15 protein-coding genes are annotated in these 15,379 nt (G+C 74.8%); 10 read left to right on the top strand and 5 right to left on the bottom strand.

All coding sequences use genetic code 11. The features are described from left to right. Positions 1 to 104: 104 nt before the first annotated feature. Positions 105 to 1,067, top strand: coding sequence for an SH3 domain-containing protein (locus AAG589_RS16990; RefSeq protein WP_430568457.1), 963 nt, complete (start codon positions 105 to 107; stop codon positions 1,065 to 1,067). On the opposite strand, the gene AAG589_RS16985 is transcribed toward AAG589_RS16990, so the two are convergent. Continuing rightward, positions 1,061 to 1,843, bottom strand: coding sequence for an SDR family oxidoreductase (locus AAG589_RS16985; RefSeq protein WP_430568456.1), 783 nt, complete (start codon positions 1,841 to 1,843; stop codon positions 1,061 to 1,063). The genes AAG589_RS16990 and AAG589_RS16985 overlap by 7 nt on opposite strands. Before the next feature lie 128 nt (positions 1,844 to 1,971). On the opposite strand from AAG589_RS16985, the gene AAG589_RS16980 reads away from it, so the two are divergent. Genes AAG589_RS16980 through AAG589_RS16970 form a run of 3 tightly spaced genes read left to right on the top strand, consistent with a single transcriptional unit; the run spans position 1,972 to position 4,319 of the window. Further along, positions 1,972 to 2,811 carry a helix-turn-helix transcriptional regulator gene (locus AAG589_RS16980; protein WP_430568455.1) on the top strand — a complete coding sequence of 280 codons (840 nt, stop codon included), beginning with the start codon at positions 1,972 to 1,974 and terminating at the stop codon, positions 2,809 to 2,811. A gap of 57 nt (positions 2,812 to 2,868) precedes the next feature. After that, a complete protein-coding gene (locus AAG589_RS16975) occupies positions 2,869 to 3,261 on the top strand; it encodes a PadR family transcriptional regulator (RefSeq protein ID WP_430568454.1) in 393 nt (130 codons plus the stop codon). Then, positions 3,258 to 4,319 carry a hypothetical protein gene (locus AAG589_RS16970; RefSeq protein ID WP_430568453.1) on the top strand — a complete coding sequence of 354 codons (1,062 nt, stop codon included), beginning with the start codon at positions 3,258 to 3,260 and terminating at the stop codon, positions 4,317 to 4,319. Before AAG589_RS16975 ends, AAG589_RS16970 begins: the two co-directional genes overlap by 4 nt. 96 nt (positions 4,320 to 4,415) lie before the next feature. On the opposite strand, the gene AAG589_RS16965 is transcribed toward AAG589_RS16970, so the two are convergent. Both AAG589_RS16965 and purB read right to left on the bottom strand, forming a co-directional pair. Further along, the gene (locus AAG589_RS16965) at positions 4,416 to 5,393 is read right to left on the bottom strand and encodes a glycoside hydrolase family 6 protein (RefSeq protein WP_430568452.1); all 978 of its coding nucleotides are present in this window, start codon (positions 5,391 to 5,393) and stop codon (positions 4,416 to 4,418) included. 102 nt (positions 5,394 to 5,495) lie between these two features. After that, positions 5,496 to 7,007 carry an adenylosuccinate lyase gene (gene purB / locus AAG589_RS16960; protein WP_446719755.1) on the bottom strand — a complete coding sequence of 504 codons (1,512 nt, stop codon included), beginning with the start codon at positions 7,005 to 7,007 and terminating at the stop codon, positions 5,496 to 5,498. A 133-nt stretch (positions 7,008 to 7,140) separates the two neighbouring features. On the opposite strand from purB, the gene AAG589_RS16955 reads away from it, so the two are divergent. After that, a complete protein-coding gene (locus AAG589_RS16955) occupies positions 7,141 to 7,380 on the top strand; it encodes a hypothetical protein (protein ID WP_430568450.1) in 240 nt (79 codons plus the stop codon). After that, positions 7,377 to 9,071 (top strand): hypothetical protein, encoded by a 1,695-nt coding sequence (locus AAG589_RS16950; RefSeq protein WP_430568449.1) that lies wholly within the window; start codon positions 7,377 to 7,379, stop codon positions 9,069 to 9,071. Before AAG589_RS16955 ends, AAG589_RS16950 begins: the two co-directional genes overlap by 4 nt. Positions 9,072 to 9,097: 26 nt before the next feature. Here AAG589_RS16950 and AAG589_RS16945 read toward each other — a convergent pair whose 3' ends face one another. After that, on the bottom strand, positions 9,098 to 9,496 hold the full coding sequence (locus AAG589_RS16945; RefSeq protein ID WP_430568448.1) for a phage holin family protein: 399 nt from the start codon (positions 9,494 to 9,496) through the stop codon (positions 9,098 to 9,100). A 107-nt stretch (positions 9,497 to 9,603) separates the two neighbouring features. On the opposite strand from AAG589_RS16945, the gene AAG589_RS16940 reads away from it, so the two are divergent. Both AAG589_RS16940 and hisC read left to right on the top strand, forming a co-directional pair. Continuing rightward, positions 9,604 to 10,548 carry an ATP-grasp domain-containing protein gene (locus AAG589_RS16940; protein WP_430568447.1) on the top strand — a complete coding sequence of 315 codons (945 nt, stop codon included), beginning with the start codon at positions 9,604 to 9,606 and terminating at the stop codon, positions 10,546 to 10,548. Between the two features lie 36 nt (positions 10,549 to 10,584). After that, on the top strand, positions 10,585 to 11,703 hold the full coding sequence (gene hisC, locus AAG589_RS16935) for a histidinol-phosphate transaminase (protein ID WP_430568446.1): 1,119 nt from the start codon (positions 10,585 to 10,587) through the stop codon (positions 11,701 to 11,703). A 103-nt stretch (positions 11,704 to 11,806) separates the two neighbouring features. Here hisC and AAG589_RS16930 read toward each other — a convergent pair whose 3' ends face one another. Beyond that, a complete protein-coding gene (locus AAG589_RS16930) occupies positions 11,807 to 13,546 on the bottom strand; it encodes a pyruvate dehydrogenase (RefSeq protein ID WP_430568445.1) in 1,740 nt (579 codons plus the stop codon). A gap of 149 nt (positions 13,547 to 13,695) precedes the next feature. Between AAG589_RS16930 and AAG589_RS16925 the strand changes: the two genes are divergently transcribed. Then, positions 13,696 to 14,448: a thiamine pyrophosphate-dependent enzyme gene (locus tag AAG589_RS16925; RefSeq protein WP_430568444.1), complete on the top strand. Its 753-nt coding sequence runs from the start codon at positions 13,696 to 13,698 to the stop codon at positions 14,446 to 14,448. Next, positions 14,445 to 15,371 (top strand): transketolase family protein, encoded by a 927-nt coding sequence (locus AAG589_RS16920; RefSeq protein ID WP_430568443.1) that lies wholly within the window; start codon positions 14,445 to 14,447, stop codon positions 15,369 to 15,371. The genes AAG589_RS16925 and AAG589_RS16920 overlap by 4 nt, the downstream gene beginning before the upstream one ends. The last annotated feature ends 8 nt before the right edge of the window (positions 15,372 to 15,379 follow it).

Raw genomic sequence — 15,379 nt, 5'->3', positions numbered from 1 at the left:
ACGAGTGTCGTGGATATGGTCCCGCGCGCGCCACCCCGTGCCCTGTGCTTACCGTGCCGCTGGGCAACGACGCCCCAGGACCCTGACGCTGAGAGGGCACCACCATGCGCACCGTGCGACGGATCATCACGACCGGAGTCACCATGGGGATCGCCACCACCGTGGCGCTCACGACGAGCCTCGCGGGAGCGGGGGCGGCGACGGCCGCCGTCCGGCCGCTCCCCGACAAGAGCTACGGGCTCTCGTCCTACTACGGGCCGCGGTGCATGCCGATCAAGTCGGCGTCCACCTACCACCTCGGCCAGGACATGAGCGCCAAGAAGGGCACCGCGATCAAGTCCGTCGCGCCGGGCACCGTCATCAAGGCCGGGTCGGCGCCCGGCTTCGGCCAGGTCGTCGTGGTGCGCTCCAACGCGAACGGCGGCAAGGTCTTCGCCGTCTACGGCCACGTCATCGACGGCGACAACTACGTGAAGAAGGGCAAGACCGTGAAGCGCGGCCAGCGCATCGCCGACGTCGGCAGCTCCGGCACCTCCACCGCGCCGCACCTGCACCTGGAGATCTGGAAGGGCGCGTACAAGGGCTCCGGCAGCACCACCGACCCGCTGCCCTGGATGAAGAACCACGGCGCGTCGCTCACCGCGGGAGCCGCGTGGGCCAACAAGCGCGTCGTGCCGAAGTCCTGCACCTACTACACGACCACCAAGGTCAACCTGCGCTCCGGCCCGGGCACCAACTACCGGGTGGTGCGCGAGGTGCGCGTCAACCGGGTGATGACCGCCAAGCCGGGCGCCAGCTCCGGCGTCTGGCGCAAGGTGACCCGCGACGGCACCACCGGCTGGATGCACTCCGCGTACGTCTCGCCCGGGCTGACGTCCCTGGGCACGCGCTACGTGGAGGTGAACGGGCTGCGGCTGCGCTCCACGCCCAGCACCAGCGGCAAGGTCCTCGACACGCTGAACAAGGGCAAGGCCGTGAAGAAGATCTGGCCCAAGTCCGGCGGCTGGGTCAAGGTCTACGTCAACGGCAAGCAGGGCTTCGTCGCCGCGAAGTACCTGCGCTACTGACCTCGCACCGCGTGCGGGTCGGTCGCGTTGAGCCGCGCGACCGTCGCCGCGTAGGCGCCCGACGTCTCGGCGAACCGCAGGAACTTCACGCCCTCGACGAGGATCTCGTGGGCGTCGGGCTGCGACGCCAGGAGCTCGACCGCCTCGTCCGCGAACGCGTCGAGCGGCATGGCGATCGGGCTGTCCTCCTGGCCGGGCATGAGCGACGTCCGCACCGCGGGCGGCACGATCTCGATCACCTGCACGCCCGCCGGCTCGAGCTGCAGCCGGATGCCCTCGCTGAGCCGGTGGACCGCGGCCTTGGTCGCGTTGTACGTGGGCGTCACGGCGAGCGGGACGTGCGCCAGGCCCGACGAGACGGTGACGAACGCGGCGCCCGCCCCTGCGTCCGCGCGGGCGCGCAGCTGCGGCAGGAACGCGGCGGCCAGCCGGATCGGGCCGAGCAGGTTGGTCGTGACGGTGCGCTCGGCGGTGGCGAGGAAGTCGTCCGACGCCCAGTCCTCCGCCTGCATGATCCCCGCCATCGCGACGACGGCGTCCAGGTCGGGGTGCCGGTCGAGCACCTCGCGTCGTGCCGCCTCGATGCTCGCCGGGTCGGCGGTGTCGATGCGGACGGCGTCGATGCCCGGGTGCGCGGCGACGATCTCCTCGAGCAGCGCGGTGCGGCGGCCACCGACGATCACGGTGCTGCCGCGGGCCTGGAGGCGGAGCGCGAGGGCCAGGCCGATGCCGCTGGTCGCGCCGGGGACGAAGACGGTGCTGCGGGTGAGATCCATGCCGCCCACCCTGCGTCGCGGGCCGGCAGCGCGGGAGAGGAGCGGACATCGGGGGACCGGCGATCCCTGGCTGCGCTCTGGCCCGGCCGCCGTCGGCGGCGGACGATGGGCGCATGGATCGTGCAGGTATGGATCGTCCTGCCCTCGCCGAGTTCCTGCGCCGCCGTCGCGAGGGGGTGCAGCCCGCCGACGTCGGTCTGCCCGCCGGGGCGCGGCGTCGGACCGCGGGCCTGCGGCGGGAGGAGGTGGCGGCGCTCGCGGCCATGTCGGCCGACTACTACACGCGGCTGGAGCAGCAGCGCGGCCCGCAGCCCAGCGAGCAGATGCTCGCGTCGCTGGCGCGGGCGCTCCGGCTCACCGACGACGAGCGCGACTACCTGTTCCGCGTCGCGGGCCGGGGTGCGCCCGACCGGGTGACGGTGTCGTCGCACGTGTCGCCCGCGCTGCTGCGCGTGCTCGACCGGCTGTCCGACACCCCGGCCCTCGTGCTGTCCGCGCTCGGCGAGACGCTCGTGGCCAACGACCTCGCCGTCGCGCTGCTGGGCGACCGGTCGGCGCTGACCGGGTGGGCGCGCAGCGACGTCTACCGATGGTTCACCGACCCCGCCGAGCGGCTGCTGTACCCCGAGGACGACCGCGACCGGCAGGGGCGCTCGCTCGTCTCCACGCTCCGCGTGGCGCACGGGATGCTCGGCCCCCGGTCGCGCGCGGGAGAGCTGGTGCGCGAGCTGCAGGCACGCAGCCCCGAGTTCGCCGAGCTGTGGGACCGGCACGAGGTGCACCAGCGGTTCTCCGACCACAAGACCCTGGTGCACCCGCAGGTCGGCCCGGTCGAGCTGGACTGCCAGGTGCTGTTCACCGAGGACCAGACCCAGGCGCTGCTGGTCCTGACCGCGCCGCCGCGCTCCGAGGCGGAGGAGAAGCTCGCCCTGCTCGCCGTCGTCGGTCAGCAGGCGATGGCGCGCTGACCGGCAGTTCGGCGCGTCTGGCATGCATAAGTTTGCGACGAGGGTATGGTCCTCGGCATGGCATCGAAGCCCGCACACAGACCGCTGCAGGAACCCGCGTTCCTCGTCCTGTCCGCCCTCGCGCAGGGGCCGGCGCACGGGTACGGGATCTCCAAGGACGTCGAGGAGAGCTCCGGCGGGCGCGTGACGCTGCGCGCCGGCACGCTCTACGGCGCCATCGACCGGCTCGTCGCCGCCGGCCTGGTCGAGGTGGACCACGAGGAGGTGGTCGACTCGCGGCTCCGGCGCTACTACCGGTTGACCGACGACGGCGGTACCCGGCTCGCCGTCGAGGCCCGGCGGGCCGAGGCGCAGGCGCGGCAGGCTTTGGAGCGGCTCGCGTCGAGGCGCGCTCCGGGGTCACGTCGCGGCCGCGCCGTCACCGGCGGGCTCGGGGAGGTGCCGGCATGAGCACCGACCGCCGCGACCTCCCCGACGTGCCCGAGCCGCACGCCGTCGTCCCCGCGCTGGTGCGCGACTACCGTCGGTTGCTGCGGCTGTTCCCGTTCGCGTACCGCCGCGCGCACGGCGCCGAGATGCTCGGCCACCTGCTCGACGCCGCCGCGCCCGGTCGGTCGCGGCCCGCGCGCGGTGAGGTCGTCGACCTGCTGCGCGCCGCCGCGCGGGAGTGGGTGCTCGCGCCGCTGGGGTCGACGGCGGAACGACGACGGTGGGGCGCCGTCGGCGTGCTCGTCGTGCTCTCCGTCGTGCTCGGCTATCCCGCGGCCGCGTCGATCGGCGGTGCCGCCGGGATCCTCGGCCGCGGCGGCGGGCTCCACGGGGTCCTCGCGTTCGCGCCGCTCGCGCCCGGCTGGGCGTTGTGGACCGTCGGGCTGCTCACGCTCGCGGTCGGGACCGTTCGGGGCGCGGCCGTGGTCCTCGGTGCCGCCGCCGGCACGTCGTGGGTGCTCCTCGGCGGCATGGCGTACCTCGGCCCGAGCGGGGGAGGGCTGTTCCCGGTGCTGTCCGGTCTCGGTTGGGGGCTCGCGCTGACCGCGACGGCGATGGCGGCGGGCGTGCTCGCGGGGCTCCAGGGCCTGGCGCAGGGCCGCCGCCGGTCCGAGCGGGCTGTCCGCGTCGCGGCGGCCCTCGGCGCGCTGATGCCGGTGGTCGCGGTGGTGCGGGCGGCGCTCGGTGTCCCGGCATGGTTCCCCGAGTACGCCTCGCCGGTGACCGACCTCAGCGGCGGCACGGTCGTGGTCGGTACCTGCCTGCTCGTCGGGGGCCTGCTGGTGGCACGTCGGGCCCGCCAGGCGCTGCCGGTCCTGGCGGGCGTGGGCGCCGCGGTCGTCGTGGGCCGTACGGGGCTGATGGGCTCGCGGGGGCTCGAGCCGATGGACGTCGTGGACGTCGGGAACCTCTGGGCGCTCCTCGCGATCGCACTCGTGGTGACCGCCGTCGCGCGCTGGGTGGTCAACCGAGTGGACGAACTCTCCGAGGTGCGGTCCACCGTCATGCTCGCTGGTTGAGCTTGTCGAAAACCGGTGACCTGCGAAGGAACCACGCTTCGACAGGCTCGACCGACGGTGGCCGGGTTTCGACAGGCTCAACCAGCGGGGGCGGGGCTACCAGCTCGCGTTGCGGGCCAGCTCCAGGGCGATCTCCTGCCACCAGGCGCCGGCGGCGGGGCCGCCGTTGCAGGTGCCGTCGCTCTCGCCGGGCAGCTTGACCCACAGCAGGGCGTCGAGGTGGCTGCCGTCGTCGACGACGGCGGGCCGCTCGCCCAGCGCGCGGCCGCGCGGGTTGCACCACTCACCGTTCGACCCGTTGCCGTTGCGCGACGTGTCGACGACGAACGGCAGGCCCCCGAGCAGGGCCGAGACTTCCTCGCCGTAGGCGCGCGACTCGTCCGTGGTGCGGTAGTTGGACACGTTGAGCGCGAAGCCCGCGACGTGCTCCAGGCCCACCTGCTGCAGCCGGGACGCCGCCTCGGCGGCGGGAAGCCAGGCCGAGTGGCCGACGTCGAGGTACACGCGGGCGCCGGCGTCGTCGAGGATGCGGGCGGCGTCGGCCAGCATGCCGACGCGGTCGCCCTGACCGTCGCAGTCGCCGAGCTGGGGGAGGGCGTCCGGCTCGAGCACCACCCACGGCTCGCCCTCCATCCCGGCGGCGACCTCCTCGACCCAGGTGCGGTACTCGGCCTCGTCGGTGCCGCCGCCGGAGTGCGAGCCGCAGTCACGCCCCGGGATCGCGTACACCGCCAGCAGCGGCGTCGCGCCCGCCGCGGCAGCCCGGCCCGTGTAGTCTGCGACGCCGGCGCGCGCCTCGGCCGGGTCGGCGTCGGTGACCCAGAACGCCTGGGGCGTGGTGGCGATCTTCTCCAGGAGCTCGCGGTCCGTGCCGGACGCCGCCTGCCACGCCTCCCACGCCTGCGTGCCCTCGTCGACGAAGAACGCCGCGTCGGCGGGCCGGTCCGGCGACGGCGCGGCGCCCGCCGCGGACGAGGCGAGGCCTGCGGCACCGGCGGTGAGGCCGGCACCGCCGAGCAGGGCGGCCGCCGCGAGGGCGGCGACACGGGTGGTCGATCGGCGTTGCGTGCGCATACGAGGCTCCGTCGCGTCGTGGACTCGGACGAGCCCACGCTAGGAGCCGGGCGCGGCGACCTGACGTCCCCTAAACGGTTCGGTGACCGCCCTCGAGGCGGTTCAGGCGAGGTAGTCCTCGACGAGCCGCGCGGCGATGCCGGTGTACGACGCGGGCGTGAGGTCCGCGAGCCGCGCGGCGACGTCGTCGGGCAGGCCGAGGCCGGCGACGAACTCGCGCATGCGGGCGGCGTCGACGCGCTGGCCGCGGGTGAGCTCCTTGAGCCGCTCGTACGGGTTCTCCATGCCCGCGACGCCGGCGACGGACGCGGCGCGCATCGCGGACTGGACGGGCTCGCCGAGCACCTCCCAGTTGGCGTCGAGGTCGTCGGCCATGAGGGCGGCGTTGACGTTGAGCGCCTTGAGACCGCGGCGGACGTTGTCGATCGCGAGCAGCGAGTGGCCGAAGGCCGGGCCGATGTTGCGCTGGGTGGTCGAGTCGGTGAGGTCGCGCTGCATGCGGGACGTCACGAGCGTCGCCGACAGGGTGTCGAGCAGCGAGCAGGAGATCTCGAGGTTCGCCTCGGCGTTCTCGAACCGGATCGGGTTGACCTTGTGCGGCATGGTCGACGAGCCGGTGGCCCCGGCGACGGGGATCTGCGTGAAGAAGCCCAGCGAGATGTACGTCCACACGTCGGTCGCGAGGTTGTGCAGGATGCGGTTGAAGCGGGCGACGTCCGCGTAGACCTCGGCCTGCCAGTCGTGCGACTCGATCTGCGTGGTCAGCGGGTTCCAGACCAGGCCGAGGTGCTCGACGAACGCCTTCGACACGGCCGGCCAGTCGGCGCCCGGGACGGCGACGGTGTGCGCGCCGTAGGTGCCGGTGGCGCCGTTGAGCTTGCCGAGGTACTCCGCGCCCTCGACGCGGCGCAGCTGGCGGCGCAGCCGGTGCGCGAGGACGGCGAGCTCCTTGCCCATCGTCGTCGGCGTGGCCGGCTGCCCGTGCGTGCGGCTCAGCATCGGGACGTCGGCGTGCTCGCGGGCCATGTCCGCGAGCTGGTCGGTCAGGGCCGTGGCGGCGGGCAGCCAGACGTCGCGCACCCCGCCCTGCACCATGAGTGCGTAGGAGAGGTTGTTGATGTCCTCGGACGTGCACGCGAAGTGCACGAGCTCGCTCGCGGACGGCAGGTTCGTCTCGCCGAGGGCGGCACCGGCGACGGCGCTGTCGAGGCGGCGCTTGATGAAGTACTCGACGGCCTTGACGTCGTGCACCGTCTCGCGCTCGATGGCGGCCAGCTCGGCGATCTCGTCCGCGCCGAAGGCGGCCGGGATCTGCCGCAGGTAGGCGATCTCGGCGTCGGTCAGCGTCGGGGCGCCGGGGACGACGGCGCCCGGGGCCTCCTGCGTGCCGTTGCACAGCGTGACCAGCCACTCGACCTCGACGTGGATGCGCGCCCGGTTGAGGGCCGCCTCGCTGAGGTGGTCCACCAGGGGCGCGACGGCGCCGCGGTAGCGGCCGTCGAGCGGCCCCAGGGCGATCGGCGGGGTGACGTCGGCGAGGTTCACACGGGCGGGCCGGACGGCTGTGGACTCGGTCGGCGAGGTCTGCGGCGCGGGGGAGGTCACGGCGCACATTCTCCCACGCGCGGTCCCCGAGGCGGACGTCGGTCCGTCGCGGTGCGGCTCGAGCCTGTCCCCAGGGCGGCGTCGTCCACAGGCCGGGGGCGGGCGGCGCGTCGCCGCGCGGGAGCGGCCTAGCGTCCGGGTCATGACCCCACCGGCCTCGCCCTTCCCGTCCCCGGCACCCGACCCCGCTGCGGTGCGCGGCGTCGTCCTCGCCGCCCGCAGCGACGCGGTCGACGCCGCGGCGGGCGCCCGGCGCAGCCTCGCGGTCGCGTGGGAGTCGACGGCGGCCGACCGGTTCCGCGACGACGTCGCCGCCCTGCTCGCCGACCTCGACGCCGACCTGCGCCTCCTCGAGGAGGCCGCGGCGGTGCTGGCCCGGTGACCCGCGGGCTGCCGCCCGAGGAGACCCTGACGGTCGCGGGCGGCCGGGCCCTCTCGCGGGTCGACGCGGAGGCCGTGCACGGGGCGGCGCTGCTGCTCGACGGCGCGGCGGAGGGCCTGCGACGGGCGGCGCACCGGTGCCTCGGCGCCGCGGGCACCCTGCGGGGCGCGGTGTGGGCGCCCGACCCGGTCACGCCGCCCGCCCTGGCGCTGCCTTCGGCACCCGACGGCGCGGAGGTCGAGGCCGTGCGCCGGGCGGCGGCCGCCCGGCTGGACGAGGCGGCCGCCCGGCTGCGCGCCCGGACCTCGGCGGCGGAGCGCTGCGCGTGGCGGCTGCGGCTCGCGGCCGGCCTGTACCGGGAGGCGGAGAGCGCGGCGCAGCGCGTCACCGACGGTGCGGTCACCCTGCTGGCGGGGGCGGCCGGGGCCTGGCTCGGGCTGCAGGCGCTGCCGGTGCTCGCCACGGCGTCGGTGGCGGGCGGCGTGCGCGACCTGCTCACGACCGGGGCTGCGACCGGCACGCCCACGGGCCCGCTCCGGGCTGCGCAGCTGCCCGAGCCCCCGTCGGCCCCGGTGATCTCCGGCCCCGACGGGCTGCTCGCGCGAGCCTGGCGGGTCGTGGCGCCGCTGTCGGACGAGGTGGTCGCGGGCGTCGCGACCGGGCTCGGCGCCACCCGGCCGCTGAGCTGGAGCGACCTCCGGCGGGGGACCGCGGAGGGCCCCGCGGCCGCGCTGGACCCGGTGACGCGGGGCGCGGGCTCGCTGTCCGACGTCGTCACCGCGCTGCTGCCGCGCTCCGTGACGCGGGTGGTTCCCCTGACGGAGGACGACCTCGCCGGGCCGCCGCCCGCGTGGGCCGACCGTCCGGCGGGCACCGTCGCCGAGGCGCTCGCCCGCACCGCGGACCTCTACCCCCAGGGCAGCGGGGTGGTCGACCGACCGGCGGCCGGCGTCCCCGAGGGGACGCTCGCGGTGGAGCAGGTGGTGCACGACGACGGCACGACGTCGTGGACGGTGCTGATCCCCGGCACGCAGGCCTTCCTGTCCCCGGCGAACCCGTTCGACGCCGCGACCGACCTGAGCCTCATGGCCCACGAGTCGGCGGACGTGTCCGTGGCGGTGGAGCAGGCCCTCGACGCGGCGGGCGCCGCACCGGACGAGCCGGTCGTGCTCGTGGGGCACAGCCTCGGGGGCATCGCCGCGGTGGCGCTCGCGGCCTCGCCGGCGTTCCGTGCGCAGCACCGCGTCGGCGGTGTCGTGACCGCCGGGGCTCCGACGGCGACGTTCGCCCTGCCCGCCGGGGTGCCGGTGCTGCACCTGGAGAACGACGAGGAGCTGGTGTCGGCGGTGGACGGCCGCTCGAGCGGCGAGAACCGCACGTCGCCGGACCGGGTCACCGTGGGCCGGCGCCTGCTCGACTCCACCGACCCGGCCGACGTCGCCGCGGCGGGCAGCATCCCGCTCGCGCACATCGTGCCCACGCACCTGCGCACCCTGACGGCGGCGCAGCGGTCCGGGAGCGTGCAGGTGGCCGGCGTGACGGGGCGGCTGGAGCGGCTGCTGGACGGCAGCCGGGCCCGCACCCGGTTCTTCGCGGCGCGTCGGGCGGGCCCGGCGGCTCTGGTGCTGGCGCCCGGGCCGGGGACGACGTCGCCCCCGCCGGGAGTCCCGACGGGGGCGACGCTGCACTGACGGTGCGGTGCTGCGGTGCGGGCTGGTCAGCCCCGCTTCGGCGCGAACGCGCCGATGATCGCCTGCAGCACGGCGAGGATGAGGGCGATCCAGACGAACCACCAGAAGCCGCCGCTGACGTCCACGCCCCAGTCGCCGAACCACCCCTGGTCGGTGATCCAGGTGGTGAGCCACAGCACGAAGGCGTTGATGACCAGGTAGAAGAGGCCCAGCGTGAGGATCAGCAGCGGGATGGAGATGATGCTGACGATCGGCTTGACGAAGCTGCTGATGATGGTGAACACCAACGCCACGCCGAGCACGGCCAGGACGTACTCGAGCAGGTTGTCCCCGTCGTACGGGGGCAGGATCTCGAGGTTGGTGAAGATCAGGTCGCTCAGCCACAGCGCCACGGCCGTGACGAGGGTGCGGACGATGAAGTTCATGCCGCCATCGTGGCACGTCACGCCCGCGCGGGGACGGTGCGACGCTCGGGCCGAGACGTCTCGCCACGGGATCCCCGCGGCCGGCGGGCGCGCGTAGGCTCGACCGGGTGAGCGAGCCGTCCGTCCTCGTCCTGCACGACAACCCCGACTGGCTGCCGCCGTTCGAGCGGGCCTTCGAGCGTGCCGGGGTGGCCCTCGAACCGTGGCACCTCGGCGACGTCACCCTGGACCTCGCGGCGTCGCCGCCCGAGGCCGTGCACTGGTCGCGCCTGAGCGCATCCGCGCACACGCGCGGCGTCCCGCACGCGCCCGAGGCGGCGCAGGCGGTGCTGTCCCGCGCGGAGGCCGCCGGGCGCCGGGTCGTCAACGGCACGCGGGCCGCCGCGCTCGAGGTCAGCAAGGTGCGGCAGTACGCCCTGCTGCGCGCCGCGGGCCTCGACGTGCCGCGCACGACGGCCGTCACCGACCGCACCGCGCTGCGGGCGGCGGCCGAGCGGTTCGGCGCTCCGTTCATCACCAAGCACAACCGCGGCGGCAAGGGGCTGGGTGTGCAGCGGTTCGACGACGTCGAGACGTTCGCCGCCGCCCTGGACGCGGGCCTCCTCGGCGAGCCCGTCGACGGCGTGTGGCTGCTCCAGGAGCTGCTCGTCGCGCCGGAGCCGTTCGTCACGCGGGCGGAGTTCGTCGGCGGCCGGTTCCACTACGCCGTCCGCGTGGACACCTCCACCGGGTTCGAGCTGTGCCCGGCCGAGGCGTGCGCGCTGCCCGGCGCCGACGGCGTCGCCCCGCCGCCGCTGTTCGCCCTGCGGCCCGAGATCACGGCCGAGCACCCGCTCGTGGTGCGGCTCGAGCGGTTGCTCGCGGAGCAGGGGATCGAGATCGCCGGGGTCGAGTTCTTCGAGACGGTCGACGGCCGCACCGTGCCGTACGACATCAACACGAACACCAACTACAGCCCGGACGTCGAGGCGTCCGTCGAGGTGCCGGCGGCCGACGCGATCGCGCGGTTCTTCGCCGGGCTGGTGCGGCAGCCGGAGCGCGCCGGAGTCTGACCGCGCACCCCGCGGCGGGTGGCATCCTTGATCGCTGTGACCACCCCCGCTGACCCCACGACTGTCCCCGACGCGGCCGTCCCCGACCCCGTCGTCCCCCTGCGCGCCGCCGTCGCCGCGCTGCCCGCGTACGTGCCGGGCGCGCGGCCCGCCGAGGGCGCGAAGCTGTGGAAGCTGTCGTCGAACGAGAACCCCTACCCGCCGCTGCCGTCCGTCCTCGAGGCGATCACCCGCGCGGCGGAGGAGACCAACCGCTACCCCGACATGTACGCCACGGAGCTGGTCGAGGCGCTCGCGGCGCACGTCGGCGTCCCGGCCGAGCAGGTCGTGGTGGGCAACGGCTCGGTGGCCGTGCTCGGGCACGTGCTGCAGGCGGTCGTGGAGCACGGCGACGAGGTCGTGTTCCCGTGGCGCTCGTTCGAGGCCTACCCGATCGTCGTCGCCGTCGCGGGCGGCGCGGCCGTGACGGTGCCGGTGCGCGCGGACGGCCGGCTCGACCTGCCGGCCATGGCCGCCGCGGTCACGCCGCGCACGCGCGTCGTCATGGTCTGCACGCCCAACAACCCCACCGGCCCGGTCGTGCACGCGGACGAGCTCGAGACCTTCCTCGCCGCCGTCCCGAGCGACGTGCTGGTGATCGTCGACGAGGCGTACCTCGAGTTCGTCCGGGACCCGCAGGTGCCCGACGGCGTCGACCTGCTGCTCCGGCACCCCAACGTCGTCCTGCTGCGCACGCTGTCCAAGGCGTACGGGCTGGCGGGCCTGCGCGTCGGGTACGCCGTCGCCGAGCCGCGCCTCGCCGCCGGCATCCGCGCCGTCTCCACACCGTTCGGCGTCAACCACGTCGCGCAGCGCGCGGCGCTCGCCTCGCTCGAGCCGGCGGCCCAGGACGAGCTGCGCGAGCGGGTCGACGCGCTCGTCGCCGAGCGCGAGCGCGTCACGGCCGCCCTGCGCGAGCAGGGCTGGGAGCTGCCCGAGACGCACGCGAACTTCGTCTGGTTCCCGCTCGGCGAGGACACCGTGGCCCGAGCCGCCGAGGCGACCGCCGCCGGCGTCCTGGTGCGCCCGTTCGCCGGCGACGGCCTGCGGGTGAGCATCGGCGAGGTCGAGGCGAACGACGCGTTCCTCGCCGTCGCCGCCACCTGGCGCCCCTGACCTCGCTGGTTGAGCCTGTCGAAACCTGTCACCCCGTTGGTTGAGCCTGTCGAAACCTCGGCGACTGGATTTCGACAGGCTCAATCACCGAACGGGCAGCCGGTCAGCGGGGCAGGTTGCGCAGGTTCGAGCGGGCCATCGACATGACCTCGCCCATGCCGCCGCCGAAGACCTGCTTGGTCATCGCGGTGGCGAACCCCCGGATCTGGCCGGACGTGATGGACGGCGGGATGGACAGCGCGTTCGGGTCGGTGACGACCTCGATGAGCGCCGGCCCCTTGCGGGCGAACCCGTCGGCGAACGCCCGGCGCAGGTCCTTGGGCCGCTCCACGCGGACGGCGGGGATGCCGACGGCGGTGGCGATCGCGCGGTAGTCCACCGGCGGCGAGTCGGTGCCGTACGACGGCAGGCCCTCGACGAGCATCTCGAGCTTCACCATGCCGAGCGTGGCGTTGTTGAAGACGACGACCTTCACCGGCAGGTCGTAGGCGCGCACGGTGATGAGCTCGCCGAGCAGCATGGACAGGCCGCCGTCGCCGGCGAGCGCCACGACCTGCCGGCCGGGCTGCGCGAACGCGGCGCCGATGGCGTGCGGCAGCGCGTTCGCCATCGAGCCGTGGATGAACGACCCGATGACCCGCCGCTTCCCGTTGGGCGTGAGGTAGCGGGCGGCCCACACGTTGTTCATGCCGGTGTCGACGGTGAACACGGCGTCGTCGGCCGCCGTCTCGTCGAGCTGCACGGCGGCGTACTCGGGGTGGATCGGCGTGTGCTTCTCCACGTTGCGCGTGTAGGCGCCGACGACCTTGGTCATGAGCCCGGCGTGCTTGTCGACCATCGAGCGCAGGAACTTGCGGTCCTTCTTGCGCCTGACCAGCGGGTTGAGCAGCCTCAGGGTCTCGCCGACGTCGCCGTGCACGGGCAGGTCGAGCCGGGTGCGCCGGCCCAGGTGCGAGGCGTCGACGTCGATCTGGGCGGTGGGCACGTCGGCGGGCAGGAACGAGTCGTACGGGAAGTCCGTGCCGACGAGGACCAGCAGGTCGGCGGAGTGCATGGCCTCGTGGCAGGAGCCGTAGCCGAGCAGGCCGGACATGCCGACGTCGTGGGGGTTCTCGTACTGGATGATCTCCTTGCCGCGCAGCGAGTGGCCCACGGGCGCGGCGGCCAGGTCGGCGAGCTCCAGGACGGCGTCGCGGGCGCCGCGCGCCCCGGCGCCGACGAACAGCGTGACCTTCTTGGCCTTGTTGATCGCCTCGGCCAGGGCCTCGACGTCGGCGTCGTTCGGTACGACGCGCGCCGGGCAGGCGCCGGGCACGAGGATCGGGGCGTCGTCGTCGGGGACCTTCTCGTCGGCGACGTCGCCCGGCAGGGTGAGCACGGCGACGCCGGGGGCGGCGAGGGCGTGCTGGATGGCGGACCGCGTGACGCGCGGCAGCTGGGCGGGCGACGAGATCAGCTCCGAGAACACCGACGCCTCGTTGAAGATGCGGTCGGGGTGCGTCTCCTGGAAGAACTGCGTGCCGATCTGCGCGCTCGGGATGTGCGACGCGATGGCGAGCACGGGCAGCCGGGACCGGTTCGCGTCGTAGAGGCCGTTGATGAGGTGCAGGTTGCCCGGCCCGCACGACCCGGCGCAGACGGCGAGCTCGCCCGTCACCTCGGCGTCGGCGGCGGCGGCGAACGCGGCCGCCTCCTCGTGGCGCACGTGCACCCAGTCGATCCCGTCGGTGCGGCGCACGGCGTCGACGACGGGGTTCAGGGAGTCCCCGACGATGCCGTAGATGCGCTTCACGCCGGCGGCGACGAGCTGGTCGACGAGGTGTTCGGCGACGGTGCGGGCCATGACGAGACCTCCTGGTGACGGCGGCGGGTCCGTCTCGATCCTGCCTCCGACGTCGTGTTTCCGCAGGACGGCTGCGCGTGAGGTGCCGCACGCCGGGCTTCCCGAGAGGGGGTTGACCTGAACCATGGTTGAGGTCAGAGCATCGAGGCATGACGACGACGACCTCACCGCCGGCCCCGCCCGCCGCGACCTCCGCCACACCCCCGCGGCGCGTCCCGCAGCACGTCCGCGACCTCGTCGCCCGGGTCACGGGAGACGAGAAGCACGACCCGAGCGCGCACTCCACGCTCGACGTCGTGTGGACCCTGTACGACCAGGTGCTCCGCGTGGACCCGGACGACCCGGACCACCCCGACCGCGACCGGTTCCTGCTGTCCAAGGGTCACGGCCCCGCGTCCACGTATGCGGTCCTGGCCGCGAAGGGCTTCTTCCCCGCCGCCTGGCTGGACGACGTCGCGTCGTTCGGGTCGCCGCTGGGCCACCACCCCGACCGCACGCTGGTGCCGGGCATCGAGATCGGCAGCGGCTCGCTCGGGCACGGGCTGCCGCTCGCCGTCGGCCTGGCGCTGGGGCTGCGGGGCCGTTCGCCCGCGCGGGTCGTCGTGCTCGTGGGGGACGCCGAGCTCGACGAGGGCAGCAACGCCGAGGCGATCCAGGTCGCCGGCCGGTACGGGCTCGCGAACCTCACGTGCGTCGTCGTCGACAACCACAGCGACAGCCTCGGCTGGCCCGGCGGCATCGCGTCGCGGTTCGCGCTCGAGGGCTGGTCGGCGGCGGAGGTGCGCACCCACGACCAGCCGCGCCTGACCGCGGCGCTGCGGCGCACCGAGCCCGACCGGCCGACCGTCGTGGTCGTCGACACCTCCGCCCCGATCGCCCCGACCAGCAAGGAGGCAGCATGACCGCCCTCGCCCCGCCCGCGCCGGCGCTCGACCTGCGCACGCGCTTCTACGCCGAGCTCGACCCGCTGCTCGACGCGTACCCGGACGTCGACGTCGTCCTGGCCGTGATCGGGTCGGGCTACATGGCCCGCGCGATCGAGCGTCACCCCGGCCGCGTCATCGACGTCGGCATCCGCGAGCAGGCGCTGATCGGGGTGGCGGGCGGCCTCGCCCTGGCCGGCCGGCGCCCGATCGTGCACACGTTCGCGTCGTTCCTCGTGGAGCGCCCGTACGAGCAGGTCAAGCTCGACCTCGGGCACCAGGACGTCGGCGCGGTGCTGGTCAGCGCGGGCGCGTCCTACGACGTGAGCGCGGGCGGCCGCACCCACCAGTCGCCGGCGGACGTCACGCTGATCTCCGCGCTGCCCGGCTGGACGGTGCACGTGCCGGGGCACGCGGACGAGGTCGCCGAGATCCTGCACCGCGAGGCCGCGGGCACCGGCCGCGTCTACGTGCGGCTGTCCGGGCAGCGCAACGTCCGGCCCGGGCCGGTGGACGGGCGGCTGCACCTGGTGCGCGACGGCGGGACGGCGGGCGCGCCGCTCGTGGTCGCCGTCGGGCCGATGCTCGACACCGTGCTGGAGGCCACCGCCGACCTGCCCGTCCGCGTCGCGTGGACCGCCACCCCGCACCCGCTCGACGCCGAGGGCCTGCGCGCCCTGGCCGGCCCGGCGCCCGTGCTCGCCGTGGTGACGCCGTACCTGGAAGGCACCGGGGCGGGGGAGGTGGCCGCAGCCCTGGTCGACCGGCCCAGCCGGGTGCTCCACGTGGGCGTACCCGGCGAGACGGAGCTGCGCCGGTACGGGACGCCGCGCGACCACGCCGCGGCGCACGGCCTCGACGCGGCGGGGGTCCGGCGGCGCGTGTCCGCGTTCCTCGCCTGACCGTCATG

Source organism: Isoptericola sp. F-RaC21, from assembly GCF_038593535.1.
In the GTDB taxonomy this organism is placed as follows: Bacteria; Actinomycetota; Actinomycetes; order Actinomycetales; family Cellulomonadaceae; genus Isoptericola.
The sequence above is the reverse complement of the archived record's forward strand: the minus strand, read 5'-3'. Positions and strand labels throughout refer to the sequence as shown.

What these genes read in the sequence shown, in the direction of transcription:
- AAG589_RS16990 (WP_430568457.1), top strand. Translation starts at nt 105, where the DNA reads ATGCGCACCGTGCGACGGATCATCACGACCGGAGTCACCATGGGGATC.
- AAG589_RS16985 (WP_430568456.1), bottom strand. Translation starts at nt 1,843, where the DNA reads ATGGATCTCACCCGCAGCACCGTCTTCGTCCCCGGCGCGACCAGCGGC.
- AAG589_RS16980 (WP_430568455.1), top strand. Translation starts at nt 1,972, where the DNA reads ATGGATCGTCCTGCCCTCGCCGAGTTCCTGCGCCGCCGTCGCGAGGGG.
- AAG589_RS16975 (WP_430568454.1), top strand. Translation starts at nt 2,869, where the DNA reads ATGGCATCGAAGCCCGCACACAGACCGCTGCAGGAACCCGCGTTCCTC.
- AAG589_RS16970 (WP_430568453.1), top strand. Translation starts at nt 3,258, where the DNA reads ATGAGCACCGACCGCCGCGACCTCCCCGACGTGCCCGAGCCGCACGCC.
- AAG589_RS16965 (WP_430568452.1), bottom strand. Translation starts at nt 5,393, where the DNA reads ATGCGCACGCAACGCCGATCGACCACCCGTGTCGCCGCCCTCGCGGCG.
- purB (WP_446719755.1), bottom strand. Translation starts at nt 7,007, where the DNA reads ATGTGCGCCGTGACCTCCCCCGCGCCGCAGACCTCGCCGACCGAGTCC.
- AAG589_RS16955 (WP_430568450.1), top strand. Translation starts at nt 7,141, where the DNA reads ATGACCCCACCGGCCTCGCCCTTCCCGTCCCCGGCACCCGACCCCGCT.
- AAG589_RS16945 (WP_430568448.1), bottom strand. Translation starts at nt 9,496, where the DNA reads ATGAACTTCATCGTCCGCACCCTCGTCACGGCCGTGGCGCTGTGGCTG.
- AAG589_RS16930 (WP_430568445.1), bottom strand. Translation starts at nt 13,546, where the DNA reads ATGGCCCGCACCGTCGCCGAACACCTCGTCGACCAGCTCGTCGCCGCC.
- AAG589_RS16925 (WP_430568444.1), top strand. Translation starts at nt 13,696, where the DNA reads ATGACGACGACGACCTCACCGCCGGCCCCGCCCGCCGCGACCTCCGCC.
- AAG589_RS16920 (WP_430568443.1), top strand. Translation starts at nt 14,445, where the DNA reads ATGACCGCCCTCGCCCCGCCCGCGCCGGCGCTCGACCTGCGCACGCGC.